The sequence below is a fragment of the Chitinophaga qingshengii genome, from assembly GCF_014529935.1.
Classification (GTDB): Bacteria; Bacteroidota; Bacteroidia; order Chitinophagales; family Chitinophagaceae; genus Chitinophaga; species Chitinophaga qingshengii.
This window is the reverse complement of the sequence record NZ_JACVFC010000005.1, coordinates 465,406-486,331: the sequence shown is the minus strand read 5'-3', so window position 1 is coordinate 486,331 and position 20,926 is coordinate 465,406. Positions and strand designations below refer to the sequence as shown.

Sequence of the window (20,926 nt, the reverse complement as noted above, 5' to 3'; positions counted from 1 at the left end):
ATCCTCAAAATAACGGCTGGTAATCACTTTTCGTTATTCGCTTACCCATTTATAGCTGAGCATCGGCCACTGTGGCCCGAAGGCTGCTTCCTGCGTCCATATTTTCTAACATATAAATCTATCACTATGGCAGAACAAACAAACCCACTCCAGACAGCTGTAATGTCAGATCCCAACTGTAACATTACCATTATTCCAGGGGATAACATTCCTTATTATGCATCCGGTGTATCCAACAACAATATCGCGGATGCCCAGCTTGCCATCGCTCAGCTGACATTTATGGACATATGGAGACTACCGCCATTTAAAATAGATTATGGGACCGTGCACCTGGGTGTTATGGGAGTCACTGCCGGCGGCGGCCGCAACTGGGAGATCCGGATCAATGGACTGAATGGCAATGCCACCATTGCGGCGACTACGGTACAAGGGAACCTGGCTACCGCCTCTACTTCCGACAGACAACAATATGTACAACTCATGGTACGCAATGCACTGAATGAAAGCCTGCATTCCAAAAGAACGACGGACGCGAACGGCCCGTGTAAATAATCATTTCATAAAAAAGAGAAGACCAGCGGCGCTGGTCTTCTCTATATAATTTCTGCCGCCAGGGATTTTATGATCTTATCCATCTCCCTTTTATACCAGTAAATATATATCAACAGCATCACCACTGTAAAAACAAGCTGTATCAGCAATATATATTTCAACTGGTTCATCAGCAGGCTCATTCCTACTACCAGCAAGCCCAGTAACACATTACCGGCTATCGACGTGTTGGAACGGAAAGCACCAAAATCTATCGCTTTCGTTACCTTTTTAGGAAAAAATACGGAACATATAAAACCCAGCACCATACAATCCAGGTATATCAACAGCACAAAAATCAATGTAGAAAGAGAAAAGAAAAAATAACAACATACCAGCGACAGTACAAAATCGACCAGCAGTATTTTGAAAATCCCCTGGCAGTATGCCCGAAATAAGCCGGCAGGAGAACGGATATACGCAATCATAAAATAAGTCTCCGGCACATACCCGAAAAGATTATTAAAGATATAACTGAAGAGCAGCATCGGTGAACTGATAGCCGCCAGCAGCACAATGTTCTCCGTCAATACATGTCCTTTGTTTTTCATAAACATCACCACACCCAATACCCCAAAAAACAACTTAAACACCGCACTCAGAATAAGATTGATCCACAACGGCCTCTTTTTAATAAGTGCCGTAAAAATAAGTTGTCCGAAAGTTTTTGTGCCACTATCGGTCACATACCCCGCCAGCTTCCCATCCATCGCCTCCTGCCGCTGATACAGGTTGATAAATAAAGTAACCAGCACGACTATACTGACTCCCTGTATTCCTGCCAAAAACAACAAACCAGTTTTAAACCAGAACGTACCCACCACGATAGCTGCCAATACCAGCGCTGCTATCAAAGCAGGAACAACAAAAAATTTCTTTGATTGCTGTATTTTCAATATTCTCTCCAACAAATGAAAAACAACCACACAGAGCACCAGGTACAGGAAGTACGCAGTTCCCGCTGTTCCCGAGCTGAGATAAAAAGCACCCAAAAACAATAGCAGGAATAGAAAAAAAGGTGATATCAAATCATAACATAACTGAATCAACGCTTTTTTCCAAACATCCACCGGATAGGGACTGATAAACACCGGTTTGAAAGACACATTATCCGGGAAATAACCCTTCACGATCGTCAGTACGCCCAGTACCAGGCCTAACCGGGGCATTAACCAGTCGATGGTTAGGTGCTCCCGGGTATGGAGATAGCGGAACAGGTACCCCATCCCTAGCCCATATAGTAAAGCCGCCAACAAAAAAAGCACGCTTAGAAAAGACCGGATCCAACCATCAACATTATCGCGCCCTTTCGTCAGCGAAACAGCTTTCAGTTTACAAACAAATAGAAGGAGTTTCATACCAGCCAGTTTATCTTTTCATCATTGGTATCCTGTGGACTTAGCAGCCTGAACAGCGAGTCTTCCAGTGTTTGTTTGCCACTGGTGGTAAAATTGGCAAGCGTATCGTTGTAAATGATCTGATTTTTTTCCAGGATCATCAGGTGATCACAGATTTTCTCTATAAAAGTTAGATCATGGGAAGATATTAATACGGTAGCGTTTTGCCGGTACTTATTGATAAATGCAATCAGGCGCTTGCAACTAAATGCATCGAGGCCGGAGAAAGGCTCATCTAAAATCAGCAATTGCGGTTGATTTACCAATGCTCCGCAGATACCGATTTTTTGTTTCATACCAAAGGAATAAGAGCTGATGGACTTTTTAGCGCTGTCGCGCTCTTCAAAAAAAAATTCAAAAAGGTTCAGTAAATTCTCGTCGGACTGTCTGCCATTTCCATTGTACAGGAAATTGACGAATTGCAAATACTGCAACCCGGTAAGTTCTTCCGGCAGGTATTCCAGGCCAATAAAAAAACCAATCTTTTTCTTTACCGCGTTATCCAGTTTTTGCCCCCCGAAGTACCGCACCTCACCGGAACTGGCCTGCAGCAGCCCCAGTATAATTTTGATCAGGGTGGTTTTCCCCGCCCCATTTCTCCCGATGATACCGGTACTGTTGTTTAGCTGAACGGAAACGTTTACTTTATCCAGCACTGTTTTTTTATCGTATGACTTTGAAATATCTATCAGACTAAGGATATCCGGAACATCCATAAGCATATTGTTACATTTAAAGGGGTAGAGCTGACTTTGGGTTGATTGAACATCCAATAATAGTATTTTTTCTAATAAGATAATACCGGTGCGTGTTTATTTCGGCATCATGAAAAGTATATAACGAAAACGGCTGTATCACAGTTATCTTATTCACCACTTCTCTTTAACACAAAAAAAGAACCTGCGACCAGCGCAGGTTCCTCCTTTAAAATCATTCAGGAAAGAATATCTTCCTTAATTCCAGTTGTCAATCTTCACATCATCAGGACTAGGCTGTCCTTTTCCGGTTTCTACCAGTGACTTCAGGCTCAACATAAAAGAACCCCATTTTGTGCTGCAGTGATGCATGAACTCTACCGGTTCTACCCAACCCAGGTGTTTAAACAGCAGGATCACATAGTCGCCATCTTTTTTCAGTTCAAAACTGATGGTCGTACCGATCCACTCTTCAGGGCCGGCCACAGCTTCCCATTCTACCAGATTGGAGGGCTGGAGGGTCTTCACTTTCATATTGATCCCATTTGGACCAAACCGGAATTTTATAATATTTCCAACCTGGTCCCCTTCTCCTTCTGTGTCGGAGGTCCACCATCCGGCAAGTCCCTTTTGTGTAGTCAATACTTTATAAACATCTTCCAAAGAGGCGTTTTTGATTCCTATCCGATGCAAAATTTTATCCATAAAATAATCGTTTTTTCAAAAGTACCGCTTTATGCAGCTTCTCATCAGGTGTGATTTGGACAATGTTCAGCGGCGATTTGGACAAACGAAAGAATTACGGCACAGGCCGTCCTTTCCACCAGCTACTAGTAACCATATTCAATTTTAGTAATCACAACCGGAGCCGAGGCTGGTAATCCCCATGGGTCCTGATCAGGATCAACACGATCTGAATAATTCACAATGGTAAACTTCGGATCTTCCAAAAACCCGTCCACGCTTGCTTTATAAAAATAAGGGTCCAAAGCTGATACTGTCTCAAACAGTTCCCGCCTGGAAGGCACCCGGAATACTGCGGTGTACAGTTTTCCGGCCTCGGAATAAGCGGCAGAGACCGTGTCTGCGGTGTAACTACCAACATTATATTGTAACGCCAGTTTAAAACTATCCGTTGCCGGGTTAAAGGGAACTGCTTTCATAACATCGCCATAGCTACTTTTGGTAATCAAACCGGTTACCTGACTACCCATAAAGGTTACACGAATTTCCTTGATACCGGGACGCGCGGTTAAGCCCAATGTGCTTTTAAGGTCCCAAACGTAAGTTGGTTTCTTCAGCAACAGATAACAGTAGGTACTTTGAGGAGGCAGCAACCCGGCATCTGCTGCAAACGCCGGTATGTTACCCACTATATCGCCGGCAGCATACCTCGATAGTCCGGTTTCCAGGGTGGCGCTACCGGAGACGATATTGGGGTTCTCCCAATAGGGACTTGGATTCGTCATCCCATAGATGTGCATCTCATCCGTTAATACGCGGGTCACCGCGGTGCTGTTTACATCCTCCGCATTCCTTACCTGCACATAGGGATCGGCTCCATGTACCCTCAAAATGCCGGTAAAAGTACTGACGCCTGCCGGATACGCGGTGTTTTCAAACACCGCTCCAGGTAATACCTGCATCTGTATAGCGGCGCTGCTGTCCTGTTCCTTAAAACGAAGGACACCGCTGTATTTACCACTGCCGCCACTGAGGGCCCCATCATAAAACCGCACCAGGGTGCCGTTCCATCTGCCGGCATTGGCAAGGGCTTCTGCCACTGAAACCGATATTACTTTCACAACACCCTTCCCCATATACCGGATATTGGAAAGAGGAATGTCTTTCAATACAATTTCTCCGTCCTGTTGTTGTAGCTTCTGGCCGGAAGCATTGATCGCCAGCCAGTCACCCGGATTAAAAGGAGATATCGAATCCAGTTGCACCACAATTCCGGCGGTATCCGCACCCTCACTTTGCAGAATAATCGTTTTCGGATCCATATTTTTCCCTGCCGGGTCTGAGATCACCACACCTGTTATTTGTTTGCCTTCTGCCCCGTCCGGTATGTGTACCTCAGCGGTGGTGCTCAGGGCTTTTAGCTGGCTGATACTAATAGTTTTGGAGCCAAAAGCAGCCGGACTAAGATCGGGAGCATCCATTTTCTTACAGGCCGTAACAAGCAGCAGCAGGATGAGGACCAACGCCGGTAGTGGTGTATTGTATTTTATACTGTTCATGTATTTTATTTTTATCAGTTACGTTATTACCATAATTGCCTTAAGCCGCTGCGCAGGTTAGCCGTCACGGTTTTAGTGCTATAGTTAACGGTCTTGTCTTCGTTTAGGCTTACAGGTATCTTAAACTGATGGTCGTTTCTAAAACCCTGTACAGACAGTACATATCCATGGCCACCAGTAGCAGGGATAGCTGTGTTTACCAATTCCGCCCCTGTAGTGGCGTCATAGAAGCGCAGCCCCAAAAGACCATTGGAGGCGTCTTTGATATTGAACAGTATCATATCGGTGGTTTGTCCGTAAGTTAGTTTTTGGGGCACCTGCGCTTCACTCAGTTTACCATCAGGTAACACCCTGGCGCAACGGAGCGGCCCTGCATCTGCGCCCTGGTGCAGGATATAAAAAGCGACGGTACCAGTATCGATCTTCGCACGCCCCTTAAGTGTTAAAGCAAGCAGCTGAAAAGCCGGCTCCAGTCCTTCTGCAGTGAGTGGTTTATCCGCCAGCCAAAGCAATGTTTCCTCGTCGCGTTCCAGCGAAAAAGAAGTATCTGTCAGCATGCTGTGTGGTAGTATACCTTCCATCGTGATCGTCGTATCCGGCACCATATAATTGAACCGGAACTGATGTGCACCAGCCCGGAAACTGGTATACATGATAGCAGGTGTGGAACTATATACCGTGGGATATTCCATTCTCTGCGGCTTGGTACTCAGGTTAAAAAATGGTGTAAAGCCGCTTCTTTTGGTAACAGGGGAATCAATAAACACTCCGATGCCTCCCATATTGTACAAGGCCAGCACATCGGAAGAGGAATAAAAATTGACCTTGCTGATATTCCCATTTTCCGGAACTGCCGGCTGCACATCTTTATTACAGGCGGAGATTCCGATCATGGCACAACATAAAACAAGCGCATATAAGCGTATTCTCATGACTCTATTTTAAAATGGTTCTCACTATTTTTTTTCGTCCGTTGGCCGTGGCGTACAAATGACCCTCTGCATCATAATTCAGCAACTGATCCGGGAATATGCTCGCCGGTTTACCAGGAGCATTAAAAGGTTCAAAGGCAAAGCCCGATAAATCCGCCTGCGGGGCATATTGATAGGTGCGGCCTTCCGCAAAATCAAAGGCCATCCATTTAGGCCCTCCCACCAACGGCGCCATATTGCCGCTTGCCATTCCTAATGTTCTTCCTTCGAGATACTGATATAGCAGGAAGATCATTTTCTGACCCGGCCTGGGTAAAAATCCGAAGCCTGTTTCCGGGGAACTGTTATTCCCAATGTAACCGCTGAAGTTAATTTTGATACCATTGAAGGCACCCGTGTAACTATTGGGTAAAACACCCCATGCCTCTGGCTGTATTTTCAGGGTTTTAATCACCACCCTGCTCTGCAGATCGTATACCGTTAACTTATTACTGCCTGGCAGGTACATCACCGACTCATCGGGCAGCATCAGTGGTAACATCATCACAAAAGGGTTATCAGGATCGGTGATATCTACTCCGGGTAAACCCTCCGGAGTGATGTTTGTCCGGAATTGATAACTGATTGTTCTGTCTGCATCGCTGTATTTTGCCACAGCGCCATAATCTTTTTCCTGCCCCCAGGAAACACCAGGTGTAACCAGGAAAACGTTTCCTTTACTGTCAGGATAAATGGCTTTCACTTTCACGTTCACCTGTCCGATTTCTCCTATATAGGGTGCTGTATAGGCTTTTGTATGGTTTAATACCTTAGTGGTTTTGGCAACCAGGTCAAGTTCCACAAAGGCATAGGTCGTATCTGTTTGTACAGATATCCAGGCTTTGGTCCCCTGCGGGTTAACACCACCCGCTGTAAATGTTTTAATATTATACAATCCGCCGGTTAGCTGCGCTTTTGTCAGCAACGTTTCCACGACGCCATCTTTCTTAATATGCTGCAGGTTACCGGTAGTATATTCATAAAAATACAGATCGCCCTTTCCATTGATACAGTGTAGAAATACATTATAAGGGCTGGTGATGTCTGCATGTACTGTCAGTGCCAGGCTTTCCCTGAAACTGCCCTCTCCATACCGGCCGAAGATATTAATGTTGGCAGCCTTGATAGTGTGCCCTCCGGAAGTAATAGTGACCGGTATATCGGCACCGGAACCCATGTTATCGGTTATCATCACCTTTACCCAGTCCATAGGGATCGTAGCCGAGTCTCCGGTAAAAGGCCTGAAGTGGAGACTATCTGCCGCCACAATAACAGCATCTTCATGGCCGATCCGTATCTTAAGACCATTATTAGGCTGTAGCCTGCCGGTGACGGTCATGGTATCACCCACTGTATAGCTGGTACGATAGCTATACCCTGTCTGATAGCTTACCTGTGGCAGGGCATCCAGCATATTTTTAAAATTATCCGCCTTGTAGCAGGAGCTTAACTGGCAACTGACCAGTAACAGCACTGTCAACCGATATATGATGCTATACTTCATGTAGATGGAATTGAAGATTAAAAGGAATAGGTCATCGATAAAATAAAATGGGTACCCAACTTATATTCGCTGCTGATCATGTCGCCGTTGGTGTCGCTTTGATACGTATCACCTGTCCGTTTAATAAAAGCCTTTTCATATTTGTAGGTAAAGTTTTCATCTTCCGCCATTCTGATCGGCTGATTAAGGATATTCTGCGCACTCAACTTTACCAGCAGACTTTTGATAATACGCTGGGTCAATGCCAGGTCCAGCATCTGGCGTTCCAGCTCAATAAGGCTTCCCTGGTTACCTGGTACCACCACGGGTACCGCACCTTGATACTTTACGCTGAATGGTGCGCCATTGGCGGCAGCATAAATGCGCGGTCCCACTTTATTCCATGAAAGTGCCAGCTTTGTTCCTGTTCCGGCGTTGTCATAATACAAGCCCAGGTTCACTGCATAGGGCGCCTGTCCCTGTAACTGACGGGTGTAATGCGGGTTAACAGCAGGGTCAGGATTCTTCAGCACCAGGGTATCCAGTTGTTTATTCACTTCGCTTTTGATGATGCTAAGATTACCGATAAAAGAAAGGTTCCTGAAAAACGATAGTGGTATAAATCCAAGATTTTTGCGTAAGTCAATTTCCAGTCCCTTTATAGTGGCTTTATCTGCATTCCCAAAACTGATGCTGGCAGGGCCTCCAAACAAAAGGTCCCGGGTAACCATTCTTTCAATGGGATTGGTCAATGCCTTATAAAAGGCACCCACACTAAAGGTCTCGGCCTTATCGTTGTTTTTCGGGTACCATTCTATCCGCATATCATAATTGGTGGCAGTGGCAGCTTTCAGCAGATGATTCCCTCCTACTGTCTGGTTGTTTAACTGGTCTAATTCCCTATAGGGCGACAATTCACGGAACTCAGGCCGGTTCACCGTTTTGCCATAGGCTGCGCGTGCTACCAACTGGGGAGAAGGACGGTAACTGATATTCACGGACGGAAGATAATCGGTGGTTTTATTATCTACCAGCACAGGATGGTTGATACTGCCCGGATTAGATCCGGGTATAGCGCCGGCTACTTTCTGACGGTCATATTCCACCCGAAGACCACCATAAATATCCAGTTTACCATTAAACGGCAACAAGCTGAGAGCGGCATACCCCGCATTGAGTTGTTCGGTAGCGGTATAGGCATCACTACCGCTGGTACGATCAAATACCGTGAGCGCACTACCGTCATCTTTCAGATAGTCATTGCTCCAGACTTTACCCAGGTCCTGCTCTGTAAAGAAAACCTTGTTGAAATCCATATACCGGCCATTGCTTCCGATATTGGCATGATCACTTTCCGGGTACCCGGCGGAGTTCAGGTCTCCTTCATTAACGGTATAAGCACGCCGGAACAACACCCGGGCCTTCCATTGCTGGTAAGTACCGGCTTTAAATGTAATCCAGGGAGCCAGTTTATTGGTATAGTCAACAGCGCCGTTATAAACATGTTCGTTATTACGCGACCAGGTACGGGATATCATACCCCTTTCCAGGTTATTATTCCTGTTTTCTATATCATCAGGACCTTTTATGTATCGATAAGATGCTACCCATCCAAGGTCGGCCGTTTCTCCCAATCCCCTGACACCGCCTCCGTCCTGCCGGTTTTGATTAAAGCGGATCACACGTTGGTCTGGTATCTGTTGACGGCTGAAAGTATAACCCAGGTTCCATTCCAGTTGCTGTTTCCCTTTGGAAAAGTAATGCTCTCCTCCCAGGTTACCGGCATATAAAAACCGCTGCGTATAACCCAAAATGATATTACGCTCATAAATGTTATAGCCATAAACAAGCTCCTTCCAGTTGATGCCCGTAAGATGGGAGAGATCTGTAGTAGAATCTCCTGCAACATATTGGTTGTTCCGCGAAGTACGCACCACGGTGGTCTGCTGCCCCTGCTGCAACACATAGTTCTTAAAAAACAACCGGCTGCTGTCCCTGAGTTTGTAGGTAAAGTTTTGTAGCAGATTCAGTTGTACCGTTTCCATACTTTGTGACTCCCGGGTGACTTCATGGGTCCGCCTGCCATTGCCATCGCTCCCCCAGAAGCTGCCGGCACGGTCGATGTTCAATTGCTGGGATTCTGTTTTATAACTCAGGGAGCTCAACATACCTACACGCTTACCGCCTATGTTGAAAGTGTTGTAATAGTTAGCCGTCAGCTGCAGCATAGGCAAGGCCGTTTTATAACCATATTGCAGATAGGGGCTGAAATGCTGTGCGTAATCTTTCTGTGAAATCCCGGCCCTTGAAAAATCGCCATAACCCGGTACCACGGCAGGCAATTTCCGCACGCCATTGTCGAAGCCCAGGAAATCAGTACTACTCCCCTGGTAGGTCATGAATTTACTATTGAAAGTGCTGCCCGAACGATATCCCATCTGCAGCTCCACATCAAAATGTTTGACGGCTTTTGCATCTTTGGTGAATATCTTTACAGCGCCCCCTGTCATATCCCCCATCAGGTCGGGCGCCGGTGATTTGTAGACCAGGATTCTGTCAATGATCCTGCTGGGAAGCAGGTCCAGTGAAAAGGCCCTGGAATACAGTTCTGTGCCAGGCGCTACGTTACCATTGAGATAGGTGAGATTATAGCGCTCATTCATGCCCCGGATAATGACAAATTTGTCGTCTTTGATAGTCACACCGGCAATCTTCTTCACCACTTCCGCTACGTTACGGTCGGCACTCATGGCGATCTGCTGGGAAGAGATGCCCGAAACCACCGACTGCGCACTTTTGATACTTTCCAATACCGTCCGGTCTGTGGTATGGGTTACATGGTGTACTTTCCTGCCTGCAGCACTTACCACGATTTCACCCAGCGAACCGCCACCCGCCTGCAGGCGAACATCCAACGTGAGATTATTACGCAACGCCACCGGCTCCATAAAAGCCGCATAACCAATGTAGGTGACCTCCAGCGTATAGTCACCCGATTTTACGCCATTGATGGAATAATAACCTTTATTATCACTGGCGACGGCCCTGGAGGTACCAGCCAGCTTAACGGAAGCTCCCGGTAATGGCGCCGATGTTTCAAAATCTACAACCCGCCCTTTAAGGGTAAGCGGTTCACCGGAAGCAACTGCCGTGTTTTGCGCCTGTTTCCGGATGACTATTTTTTTATCGTCTATGATGTCGTACTCCAATAAGGTATGATCCAGTAAATAATCGATAATTACTTGTAAGCTGGCCTGATTGAAACTTTTTGTATATCGTTTTTTAACTTTATTCACTTCAGATGCTTCGTAAAAAATCCGTACACCGGTTTGTTTTTGCAGCGCATCAATACATTCTACCAGGGCATTATCTGAAAATGAAATATTGTATTTTATATTTTTGATACCATCCTGCGAAAGACCCACCATAGCGCATAGCAGGAACAGCGTCAAGAGAAAAAAACACCGTCCTTTCGATAGTATCCGGTGAACGTGATAAATCAACCCGTTTTTCATTATTTTTTGTTTAGTTATGGACATAAGATTCCCTCCATCATGGATCATGACTTTTAAAATATTCGTGCTTGTATGTATAGGAATTAGTTTACCTCAATCAGGTCGCCGGTTTGCTTTATTTTCAATCCGTACGAGAGGGAAAGAATTTTCAGAATTTCGTTGATATTATCCTCCTTCAGGAAAGAGCCTGTAAAAGTCCGTTTGTTAATTTCACTGTTATTGGAAACGATCCTTACATGCAGACTTTTTGCGATAGCCGGAAATACGACAGATAAAGGCGTATCTCTGAATACCAGCAATTGTGCGGTCCAATCTGTATTGATCGCAATATTGTTTTCTATTTTGCTTTCCCCGCGCCGGACGGCAAAGACAAATTGTTGTCCGGGCGACAACACTGAAGATGATGGTTGTTTGCCGGAAGCATTTACCTGTACACGACCCGTCTTAACCCCTACCAGCGCCATTTCTGCGATACCTGCATCCGATACGACAAACGATGTCCCCAACACATTTACCTGCAGGTGCGATGCATTTACCACAAACCGTGCATCCGGATTTTTCCGGATGTCGAAAAAAGCTTCTCCGCTAAGCGTTACGCTCCTCTTACCATTGAACTTCACGGGATAACAAAGCCGGCTGTTAACATTCAGCACAACGGTCGAGCTATCGGGTAATACCACCTCTTTAACCTGGTACTGGTCGGTTACGACGGTATACATCACCGGTGGAGTGATCCTATCCCTGAACATATACGCGACGACTACAAAGCCTAAGATACAAGCTGCCGCCACCCAACGCAGATAGTGTAGTTCAGGGGCACGTGATTTCCTGGCAACACCATGCTGCATAACAGCTTTGATATTATTGAGCACAAGTGCTTTTCTTTCATTGTACTGTCCAATATCAGCCTCCTCATCAGCTGCGGCCTTCGCTTCTTTAAACCATTGTTCAATAATGGCTTTTTCTGTTGTTGAAGACCGCCCCGCCAAATAATTACCAACAATTTTTTTTAACCGCTGCAGATGCATAACAGATGATTCTCTAATAGTATGTGCTGAAAGAAGATAGGTAGTACCGGTCAAACCAGGTTAAGGAATTGTTACCAAATCAGTTGACGGAGCAGATCAGGATGATGGCAATACTATGCCGCAGCGCTTTTAACGCAATATGTAATTGATTTTTAACGGTTTGTTCTGAAATGCCCAGTTTCAGGGCTATTTCTGCAATACTCAGCCTGTATTGCCGGCTTAACAGGAATATTTCCTGCGTACGGGGAGGGAGACCGGAAATTTCCTTTTCCAGCTGTTTCAGCAAATCCTGTTCCTGCATGCGGTGCAGGATATCATTAAAGGTGGGTAACAGTTCTTCCTGGATCCGGTCTATATTTTCGGGTGAACTTAATAAAGATTCCAGCTTTTTCAGCGATTGAAACCGCACGGCCTGGTGAAGGTAACTTTCAACGGATTGTTGGATGGCAATAGTTTCACGCCGTTCCCATATGGAAATAAATACTGTCTGCACAATATCCTGCGCATCATCATAAGACCGGAGTAATTTATGGGCGAAGCTGAATAACGGATGCCAGTATTGATGGTATAACAAACTGAATGCCTCCATATCGGAGTGTTGTATACGAATCATCAGTTCAGTATCACTCAATTCAGTTGTACGTCCGGCGCTCATAAAATTACTGCAAAGTAAATATTTTTCTATGGGAGATGATAGCATTGATTTGCCTCACCAATATTATGCTTTCGTTAAGAAGGCGCGCTTCCATCTGTACTGCCCGATTTATCAGATTGTGTACAGCATCGGACGTTGGGAAGGGCGCCAGATTTGCCGGCGGCATCGGGATTACCGGATGTTTTTAAGGGTAGTCTTCAACCAGTTTATTCTTTTCAAAAGGCCATTCAGTCTTCCTTTTGAAAGTGGCAGGTGAATATTGTCCGCAATAGCTTCCACCACTTCGTCAAGCGTGTATTGTTCCGTATCAATATGCAGTTGATATTTTGGTTTCACCAGGGAAGTTAAACATCTGTCTACCTGCTTATAATTCCAGGCATTTTTGTCACCTCTCCTTGCCAGCCGTTTTTCTATTGTTTGTTTGCCGGCCATGAGCGAAAAATGCCTGACATCCGCTCCCTGCTGTTTAAGCCCTCCGATGATAAAATCAAATATTTCATCATCCACCAATGTCATGGGCACAATGGTGACCGCATTAGTATCTTCGCAATACAGGAGATTTTCCAATACCTGCCTGCGCCAGAGTGGCATTTGCTGAAAGTCATCATATTGAGCGGTCTGGGGCAAATTCTTTCGCAGAAAAAAGCCTACCTGTTCAGGATCAAATAAAAAACTGTTGTCAATTCTGCGGCAAAGCTCATAGCTTGTATGCGTTTTGCCCACCCCAAATGCGCCGTTAATCCAAATTATCATGATTTTATATCTGAATAAGTGTCCGGAATCTATTATTTACTCAACAACCGCTTATTGACCACCTGCATCAGCAACTCGCGCTGGCTACGGCTCACCGGCAGCGTATGTCCGCCAACCTGTACCATATTGCTATCGAGTTTATTCACCTGCTGAAGATTGACAATATAGGACTTATGTATCCTTAGAAAACTATCTGCCGGCAACTGTTGTTCCACATTTTTAAACGTCAGGTAGGCGATGATTTTAGTATGGATAGTTTGTATAAGCACATAGTTCTGCATGCTTTCCACGAAAAGTATGTCGGACAGCATCACTTTTTCGTATAGCTGTTTATGTTTTACGAAGATGTAATCCAGCGCTGGTGGATTAAGGGCAGCCGCAGGTTGCTGCTGCAGGCCAAAATAGTCCTTTGCTTTCAGCACCGCCTGGTTAAACCGTTGCAGGGAAAGCGGTTTCAACAGATAGTCCAGTACATTGAGCCGGAAACCTTCCAGGGCATAGTCCGGATAGGCCGTCACCAGGATCGTCATCGGTGGATCGGATAAGGTTTCCAACAGATGCAGCCCACTTACCTTGGGCATATTAATATCGAGAAACATCAGATCCACAGCAGTATTCTCCAGCGTTTCCCGCGCCGATGCCACATTGTTGCAGGTAGCAATCAGGGATAGGAAGTCAAACGTCCTGATATATTTTTTTAACCCTTCCCGGGCTAATGCTTCGTCATCAACGATGATACATTTAATTTCCATACGGCAATTTTTTATTGGAGAACGTTGATTTTTATTTCCAGGTAAATAACAAACAGGTCTGCTGTTTCATCTATGGACAGGAAATGCTGGTCCGGGTATAGCAGCGCCAATCTCTTTTTCACATTGATCAACCCAATCCCGCTATGACGGGGAATCTCTCCGGGGACAGCCATACTGGGCTCTTTGCTGTTTTTGACTGCAAAAAACAGGGTATCCCCTTCCAGGAAAAGATCTATATGGATAAAGTTAGGTTGATCCGTAAACTGGGACACATGTTTGTAAGCATTCTCTACAAATGGTGTCAGGATCAGGGGAGAAATATAACAGAGCGGCAGCCGTGGTTCCCAGTTGCAGGTTACTTCCAGCTCATTGCAACGGCGTTTATTTTCTATGTTCACATAGTTCTGCAGGTAGGCAATTTCCTGATGCAATGGTATAGCGGGTTTGGAGGCATCATAAAGCTGGTACCGCAACATCCCGGAGAACTCCAGCACCATGTCGGCCGCCTGACGGGCATCTCTTTCTATCAGCACATGGATGCTGTTCATCATATTAAACATACTGTGTGGGTCCAGCTGCCCGCGCAATAACGTCAGTTCCGCCTCCAGGTGGGTACTGCGAAGATGTTCATGATCAATCATGGTTTTAGCGTATTCCTGGTAAAAACGGATGCCGCAGATGGTACCGCTGGTAAAAAGCAACCCGATAAAGTGCCCGGGGAGCATCATTTGTAAACCACATAGCTGCGGTTCTGCCAGGACTTTTCCGGCGCTGTTGCATAATATCGGTAAACTTAAATGCACGGTCAGCAGGCTGGTGGTAAAGCAGAGCATTATTGCCAACATGGCAAACAGGAACATCCTCCGGCGCTTCATAAAGAACGGCAGCATCCAGTAACAGAGTAAAAAGGCACACAACGCACTCGGAAACGATTCCATCAGCCCCAATTGAAGCGCTTCCCTGGCGGGAAGCCCCTGCATATGGATCTGGAGAGAGGTAAGTACCATATCCATCGCCCAAACAATGAGGATGACAGGCCAGGTTTTTGTCAAAAAAGATGGCTTAGACATCAGTCAATTTTAATGCAAAAAAGTAAAAAAATTCCAAACCAAACGCGATTCCGGCAATATATAACACCCTTTTACCGCAGATCATATAGCATTTCTGCACTTTAGTCAGCAATTCCGGTAAGATGATCAAAATTCATATAGCCGGGTAACTATTCTCATTTTCTTTGCATCTGTAAACCGGAAACCAGTAGCAGATGAAGGAAGATAACGTGCTTCCTGTTTCGTACTATGCCTTGTCAATAATAAACCATTTGTCTTCAGTAAAAACCTAAACAACAATTTATGAAACATCGCAACATGGAGCAAAAAATGAATCCATCCAGATTGTCAGTAGCCTTATTGGGTGTAACCCTGTTAGCAGCATCGGCCTGCAACAAGATGCACTTCCCCGATGGCGGCACCGAGGTCGACAGTAAAAATCCGCCGGCTACTACTCCTGCTCCCAAACCCGGTCTGCTGACCCGCATCAATATAGGTGGCGGCAACGACGGCCTCATTCAGCTCATTAGCTACAACCAGCAATTGCAACCTGTTGTTATTACCCACTATGCCGGTAATATGTTAATGGGAAAAGACTCCGTGGTATACGGTTCCAACGGTAAACTGGAAAAAGTACTGAATTATTCCGCCAACATCATGTCTCCCGGCAAATTCCTGCTCACCGGCAATACTAAATTTGAGTGGGACACTAAAGGAAATATCTCCCGGAAAACAAGCTACGATCAGTCGACAGGTAAACCGGAGGAAGATGAACAATACACCTACGATGCCAATGGTAACCTGGTTACTGTCACTACTACAGCCGGCGGCGGTACCAATATCAAAGTCATCGCTACCTACGCCTACGAGCAGAAAAACATCTATCAGGAAACCACCACCGACGGTTCAAAAGTAATCTCTCAACTGTCAGTGGCCGGATTCGATCAACATGCCAATTACATCACCCACCCGTTACTGCGTTATTTGGTGGAGAGCGATGTGCATGAATTATTCAGTGAACAGAATTCACTGGAGACCAGGAAGGTGCAGTATGTTAACCTCAACAATAAACAGGATTCTATTGTAACCGTACAAAAGAACACTTATGAGTATAACACTGCCAACCGCCCGGTAAAAGTGGCTTTCACCAGCAGCATCTACGGCACCAACAATCAACAACCGGTTAACAGTAAAGGTAATATTGCCTACGAGTATAGTAAATAATAGGTTGACGTTTAAATAAAGCGGGGCGTCCGGTTTTCCGGATGCCCATTTTTTGGTTAAGATGAACGTAGATAAGGTTAATTCCTGCGAACAAATATCTGCTGAAGAACAGCATATTTGATACCGTACCTGTCAAAAAACAACGTTATGCCAAAAGCTTCCCATCCTAAAGGTCTTTATTTGCTGTTTGTTACCGAGATGTGGGAGCGTTTTAATTATTACGGGATGAGAGCTATTCTTATCCTGTTCATGACCAAAGCATTATTGTTCAGTAAAGTGTTTGCGGCCAACCTGTATGGCAGCTATACCGGGCTGATTTACCTGACGCCGCTGCTGGGCGGTTACATCGCCGATCGTTACTGGGGCAACCGGCGATCCATTATTACAGGCGGTATTGTGATGGCAGTGGGCGAGATCATTTTATTCATCAGCGCATCCCTGTTTCATGTTTATCCGCAGTTGTCCTTACTGCTTTTCTTTTGTGGCCTGGGCGCCATGATTGCCGGCAATGGCTTTTTCAAACCCAATATATCTTCCCTTGTAGGGCAGTTATATCCAGATGGTGATCGGCGTAAAGATACCGCCTATACGATTTTTTATATGGGCATCAATACCGGCGGAGCCCTGGGACCGATTATCTGTGGCCTGGCTGGTGATACCGGCGATCCGGCTGATTTCAAATGGGCTTTTCTCGCCGGGGGGATCAGTATGGTGATCAGTGTACTGGTGCAGGTGGTGTTTCACCGCCGTTATGTGACCGGTCCTGACGGCCAGGTACTGGGACTAACACCGGAACGGGTACCAGCCAAGATGCTGCATCCGGTGGTAATAGTTGGCGGATTGTTACTGATTACCGCGTTAATGATCGGGTTGCTCTACCTGGATGCAGAAGTGGTGAGTTACCTATCCTATCTGCTACTGGCGGCGGTTATACTGATTGCAATAATCATTTTCCGGGACCCATCGCTTACCAGGATGGAAAAGCAGCGGATAAAAGTCATTTTCATTATTTCGTTTTTTGTCATTTTTTTCTGGGCAGCCTTTGAGCAGGCAGGCGCTTCGCTGACTTTTTTTGCAGATGAACAAACAGACAGGCACCTGGGTTGGAGCATACCTGTCTGGAGCCTGCAGGCGTTATCGGTGGCCTTGTGTTATATATTATACCGTTTGTGCAGGAAAACAGGCAAACAGCTGGCAGCGGCCGCCGACCAGCTACTACGGCGAACCCTATACGTTTTATTGTCTGGTTTGTTTTTAGGCATCGTGGCAGGGAATGCCTACTTGCTGACACAGCATAAAACCGAGTTGCAGCTTCATGAAATACCTCCCAGCCTGTTTCTTTCACTGGGCTCCATTTACATTGTTTTATTTGCACCTTTCTTTGCGTGGCTATGGCCAAGGCTGGGGCGGCATGAACCGTCGGCCCCGGTAAAAATGGCGCTGGGACTACTGTTGCTGGCATTCGGGTATCTGTGGATTGCGTTCGGCGTGAAATCAGCCACACCCGGTGTTAAAGTAAGCATCATCTGGATTACCGGTATGTACGCCTTACACTCTTTCGGAGAATTATGTTTGTCGCCGATAGGATTATCGCTGGTCAATAAGTTGTCACCCCTTAAATTTTCCTCATTGCTGATGGCCGTCTGGTTCCTGGCCACGGCAGCCGCTAATAAGTTTGCCGGCGTATTAAGTACCCTCTATCCGGAACATGGCAGGACCATTGTTTTCGGAGGATATATGATCCGCAATGCCTATGATTTTTTCCTGTTGTTTGTGGTGATGGCAGGTGCTGCCGTAGTAATGTTACTGCTGATGTCTAAATGGCTGGCTTCTATGATGGTAGCCCGGCAGTAATGTGACTACTCCTGCCACATTCCGGTACGCTTGGCCAGGTCAATTTTTTCCTGGCCGTGCGATGTCATGAGGCCCGTGGCGATCATTCGTTCCGCCCTTTCTATATTGGGTTTGCTCCATTTGCTTTTCGCCTTACGGGGCGTAAATGTCAGGTAGAAACTTTCCTCATTGCGCTTTTTGGCTTTACTGTCTATCCACCCGAAACACAGCGCTTCTTCCGTTGCGTCGATCAGTGAAATGCAGGGCGCTTTGCTTTTTTTATGATACTGTATGAGCCATACGCCCGTTTCGTTTTGGCAGTTTTCTTCCAGCCATTTCCGCCATTCAGCCCTGGTGGTGGCGTATACAGCTTGTCTTCCGTCCAGTGTTTCCATTGCTATAAAGCGGTTTTTTGTTTTAAGATTTCCAGGTAATGAGGGTTGGTCATGATGCCGATGATATTGCCGAAGGGGTCTGTTACCGCTGCGGTGACAAAACCGCTTCCTTCCTGGCCGCGAGCGGTGATGGGTTCAAATTCGGTGGCGCCGAGTGTTATCAGCCTGTCAAAAGTAGCTTTGATATCCTCCACATGCCAGTAGGTAACAGCCCCGCCGGTCTCCCCAGATCTTGCCGGTGGCGCATATCCGGCGTCAATCACACCCAACTCATGCTGATAGTCGCCCAGGCGGAACTCAAAATAACCCGGCATGTCAAAATAGGGAGCGATGCCTAAAAATTCGGAGTACCATTTTTTTGCTGCGGCGTGGTCTGCTGCATAATAAGTGATGGTTGCCATGCCGCGTAATACTGATGATTGTGCCATTTGGATAGTTTTTTTGGTGATTGTTTAACAAATGTAGCAGCGGGTTTTGACAACCCTATGTCAGGAGGGATGGATTAAAAATGTAAAAAGTTTTGGTATGAGGGGTGGACTATTTTTCTATATAAGAAAGAAGCAGATAAACATAATATATTTATATCATTTATTTAATAGTCGCTTCACATGCTCTTTCTTTGATTTAGAAACGGGCACCCTGGCGCCATCAGTCAACAATAAAACACCGCCGTCTTCCTTCAGCAGGCTCCTGATATAAAGAGGATTTACGAGATGGGTTTGATGACACCGGATAAACCCATGCGGGGCCAGTAAGTCATCATATTCTTTCAATGGGCGGGATACCAGGATTTTTTCTCCGTTTTCCAGGTAAAAATGAACATAGGTATTTTGTGCTTCACAACGGATAATATCATTTACTTTCACATACCGTGTTTCCTGGAAGAGTGGCAAAGCGATTTTTGCCGGTGTATGCTCCGATTTCCGCAGGTGCTCCATTAAAAAATCGAGCCGGCTGCGATGGGCTTTTTGCGTTATCTTCTCCCGGGCGCGGGCAATAGCGATCTCCAGTTCTGTCTCATCTATCGGCTTTAATATATAATCCAGGGCAGCAAATTTGATAGCCCGGATGCCGTATTTATCATATGCTGAGACAAAAATGACTTCAAAATCCCGGCGACTCAACTTTTCCAGTAAATCAAACCCCGTTTCTTTACCCATCCGGATATCCAGAAAAAGGAGATCCGTCTGTTTCATTTTCAGCAACGCAAAAGCTTCACTAACGGTAGTAGCAGTACCTGCTATCACTATTTCAGGGTAATGCCGGGTAAGGATACCCTGCAGATTCTCTATATTATGCGCTTCATCGTCAACAATTATTGCGTTCATGCCAACCAGTCATTTAAGGTGATCGTTATGGTTGTCCCGGTTTCGCCGGAGCCGACCTGTAGTGACACCGGCGTATGTTTATACACCTCATTTAATAAAGATATCCTGTTTTTTGACAACTCCAGTCCCACCCCTTCTGTTGCAGCAGCCAGATCAAAGCCGGTACCATTATCTTCTATGACTACCTTAATGCCCTTCGCCGTATTTTCAAACCTGACAGAAACATGCCCCTCTTTCAGGGTCACCATACCGTGTTTCACTGCATTTTCAACAAACGGCTGCACCAACATTGAAGGGATCTCTGTATTGACGGCGTCAATTCGGTTATCTACCGTGATCGTATATACGAATCCGAAACGCAGCTGCTCCATTTTCAGGTAATCATCCAGCAGCGTTATTTCTTCCTCCACGGTTATCAAATCTCTATCCGCATCCTCCAGCACTCTTCTGGATAGCCTCGAAAACCTGTTCAGATAAGTATTTGCAGCCGCGTTATCGTTTTTATTCATCAGGTTCTGGATCCCTGCCAGCGCATTGTACACAAAATGCGGATTAAGCTGCGACCGGATAGATTGCAACCGGAGCTTTGCCTCCCTGGTTTGCTGCTCCTGGTATTTGAGTTTTCTTTTTTGTTTTCTCCTGACTACCACGAATAACGTTAACAACACCAACGAAACCAAACCACTCAATATCATTATTGCCACCGGCAGCACGGTGCTCTTCACAAATCCCGGGTCGTGCAGTAACTGTACAATGTGGCTCTTAATTGTTTTAATGGCGGCATCCGTGTTTTTCACCGTGGTAGTGTCCGCGGAGACCTGCGCCTGTACATATCCGGCGAACAGCATCAAAATAAAGGTCAGAACTTGTTTTCTCATAGTTTCATTTTTCCCGAAAGTATACCCGCTATGCCACGTAACGAAGATACACTTTGTAATTGGGTGAAATGAGACAGAATCAGGCATTATTTTAAATAGCATATATTTGGTTGTCACGTAAAAAATGTCTGAT

At 45.8% G+C, this 20,926-nt stretch carries 19 protein-coding genes; 3 read left to right on the top strand and 16 right to left on the bottom strand.

Features of this window, described 5'->3' with window-relative positions:
* Positions 1-126: 126 nt before the first annotated feature.
* Positions 127-555 (top strand): hypothetical protein, encoded by a 429-nt coding sequence (locus ICL07_RS29015; protein ID WP_188091557.1) that lies wholly within the window; start codon positions 127-129, stop codon positions 553-555.
* Positions 556-596: 41 nt separating this feature from the next.
* On the opposite strand, the gene ICL07_RS29010 is transcribed toward ICL07_RS29015, so the two are convergent.
* The 12 genes from ICL07_RS29010 to ICL07_RS28955 all read right to left on the bottom strand — a co-directional run bounded on the left by ICL07_RS29010 (position 597) and on the right by ICL07_RS28955 (position 15,156).
* Positions 597-1,952 (bottom strand): hypothetical protein, encoded by a 1,356-nt coding sequence (locus ICL07_RS29010; protein WP_188091556.1) that lies wholly within the window; start codon positions 1,950-1,952, stop codon positions 597-599.
* A complete protein-coding gene (locus ICL07_RS29005) occupies positions 1,949-2,713 on the bottom strand; it encodes an ABC transporter ATP-binding protein (RefSeq protein WP_188091555.1) in 765 nt (254 codons plus the stop codon). The genes ICL07_RS29010 and ICL07_RS29005 overlap by 4 nt, the downstream gene beginning before the upstream one ends.
* A gap of 231 nt (positions 2,714-2,944) precedes the next feature.
* Positions 2,945-3,391 (bottom strand): SRPBCC family protein, encoded by a 447-nt coding sequence (locus ICL07_RS29000; protein WP_188091554.1) that lies wholly within the window; start codon positions 3,389-3,391, stop codon positions 2,945-2,947.
* Positions 3,392-3,516: 125 nt separating this feature from the next.
* On the bottom strand, positions 3,517-4,929 hold the full coding sequence (locus tag ICL07_RS28995; protein WP_188091553.1) for a DUF5689 domain-containing protein: 1,413 nt from the start codon (positions 4,927-4,929) through the stop codon (positions 3,517-3,519).
* Positions 4,930-4,955: 26 nt separating this feature from the next.
* A complete protein-coding gene (locus ICL07_RS28990) occupies positions 4,956-5,861 on the bottom strand; it encodes a hypothetical protein (protein WP_188091552.1) in 906 nt (301 codons plus the stop codon).
* A gap of 4 nt (positions 5,862-5,865) precedes the next feature.
* Complete coding sequence (locus tag ICL07_RS28985) at positions 5,866-7,404, bottom strand: hypothetical protein (RefSeq protein WP_188091551.1); 1,539 nt, start codon at positions 7,402-7,404, stop codon at positions 5,866-5,868.
* A 17-nt stretch (positions 7,405-7,421) separates the two neighbouring features.
* Positions 7,422-10,898, bottom strand: coding sequence for a TonB-dependent receptor (locus ICL07_RS28980; RefSeq protein ID WP_188091550.1), 3,477 nt, complete (start codon positions 10,896-10,898; stop codon positions 7,422-7,424).
* An 83-nt stretch (positions 10,899-10,981) separates the two neighbouring features.
* Positions 10,982-11,887 (bottom strand): FecR family protein, encoded by a 906-nt coding sequence (locus ICL07_RS28975; protein WP_188091549.1) that lies wholly within the window; start codon positions 11,885-11,887, stop codon positions 10,982-10,984.
* Between the two features lie 118 nt (positions 11,888-12,005).
* Complete coding sequence (locus ICL07_RS28970) at positions 12,006-12,515, bottom strand: RNA polymerase sigma factor (RefSeq protein WP_223152132.1); 510 nt, start codon at positions 12,513-12,515, stop codon at positions 12,006-12,008.
* 237 nt (positions 12,516-12,752) lie between these two features.
* The gene (locus ICL07_RS28965) at positions 12,753-13,334 is read right to left on the bottom strand and encodes an AAA family ATPase (protein ID WP_188091547.1); all 582 of its coding nucleotides are present in this window, start codon (positions 13,332-13,334) and stop codon (positions 12,753-12,755) included.
* A 32-nt stretch (positions 13,335-13,366) separates the two neighbouring features.
* The gene (locus ICL07_RS28960) at positions 13,367-14,086 is read right to left on the bottom strand and encodes a LytR/AlgR family response regulator transcription factor (protein WP_188091546.1); all 720 of its coding nucleotides are present in this window, start codon (positions 14,084-14,086) and stop codon (positions 13,367-13,369) included.
* Between the two features lie 11 nt (positions 14,087-14,097).
* Positions 14,098-15,156, bottom strand: a complete 1,059-nt coding sequence (locus tag ICL07_RS28955) for a sensor histidine kinase (protein WP_188091545.1) — start codon at positions 15,154-15,156, stop codon at positions 14,098-14,100.
* A 282-nt stretch (positions 15,157-15,438) separates the two neighbouring features.
* Between ICL07_RS28955 and ICL07_RS28950 the strand changes: the two genes are divergently transcribed.
* Both ICL07_RS28950 and ICL07_RS28945 read left to right on the top strand, forming a co-directional pair.
* Entirely contained in the window at positions 15,439-16,359 is a 921-nt protein-coding gene (locus tag ICL07_RS28950) for a hypothetical protein (RefSeq protein ID WP_188091544.1), read from the top strand.
* Positions 16,360-16,506: 147 nt separating this feature from the next.
* A complete protein-coding gene (locus tag ICL07_RS28945) occupies positions 16,507-18,213 on the top strand; it encodes a peptide MFS transporter (RefSeq protein ID WP_188091543.1) in 1,707 nt (568 codons plus the stop codon).
* 5 nt (positions 18,214-18,218) lie between these two features.
* Here ICL07_RS28945 and ICL07_RS28940 read toward each other — a convergent pair whose 3' ends face one another.
* From ICL07_RS28940 to ICL07_RS28925, 4 genes are all read right to left on the bottom strand, one after another.
* Entirely contained in the window at positions 18,219-18,587 is a 369-nt protein-coding gene (locus ICL07_RS28940; protein WP_188091542.1) for a YdeI/OmpD-associated family protein, read from the bottom strand.
* A gap of 2 nt (positions 18,588-18,589) precedes the next feature.
* On the bottom strand, positions 18,590-19,015 hold the full coding sequence (locus tag ICL07_RS28935; protein WP_188091541.1) for a VOC family protein: 426 nt from the start codon (positions 19,013-19,015) through the stop codon (positions 18,590-18,592).
* Between the two features lie 156 nt (positions 19,016-19,171).
* A complete protein-coding gene (locus ICL07_RS28930) occupies positions 19,172-19,915 on the bottom strand; it encodes a LytR/AlgR family response regulator transcription factor (protein ID WP_188091540.1) in 744 nt (247 codons plus the stop codon).
* The gene (locus tag ICL07_RS28925; protein ID WP_188091539.1) at positions 19,912-20,793 is read right to left on the bottom strand and encodes a sensor histidine kinase; all 882 of its coding nucleotides are present in this window, start codon (positions 20,791-20,793) and stop codon (positions 19,912-19,914) included. Before ICL07_RS28925 ends, ICL07_RS28930 begins: the two co-directional genes overlap by 4 nt.
* Positions 20,794-20,926: the final 133 nt, after the last annotated feature.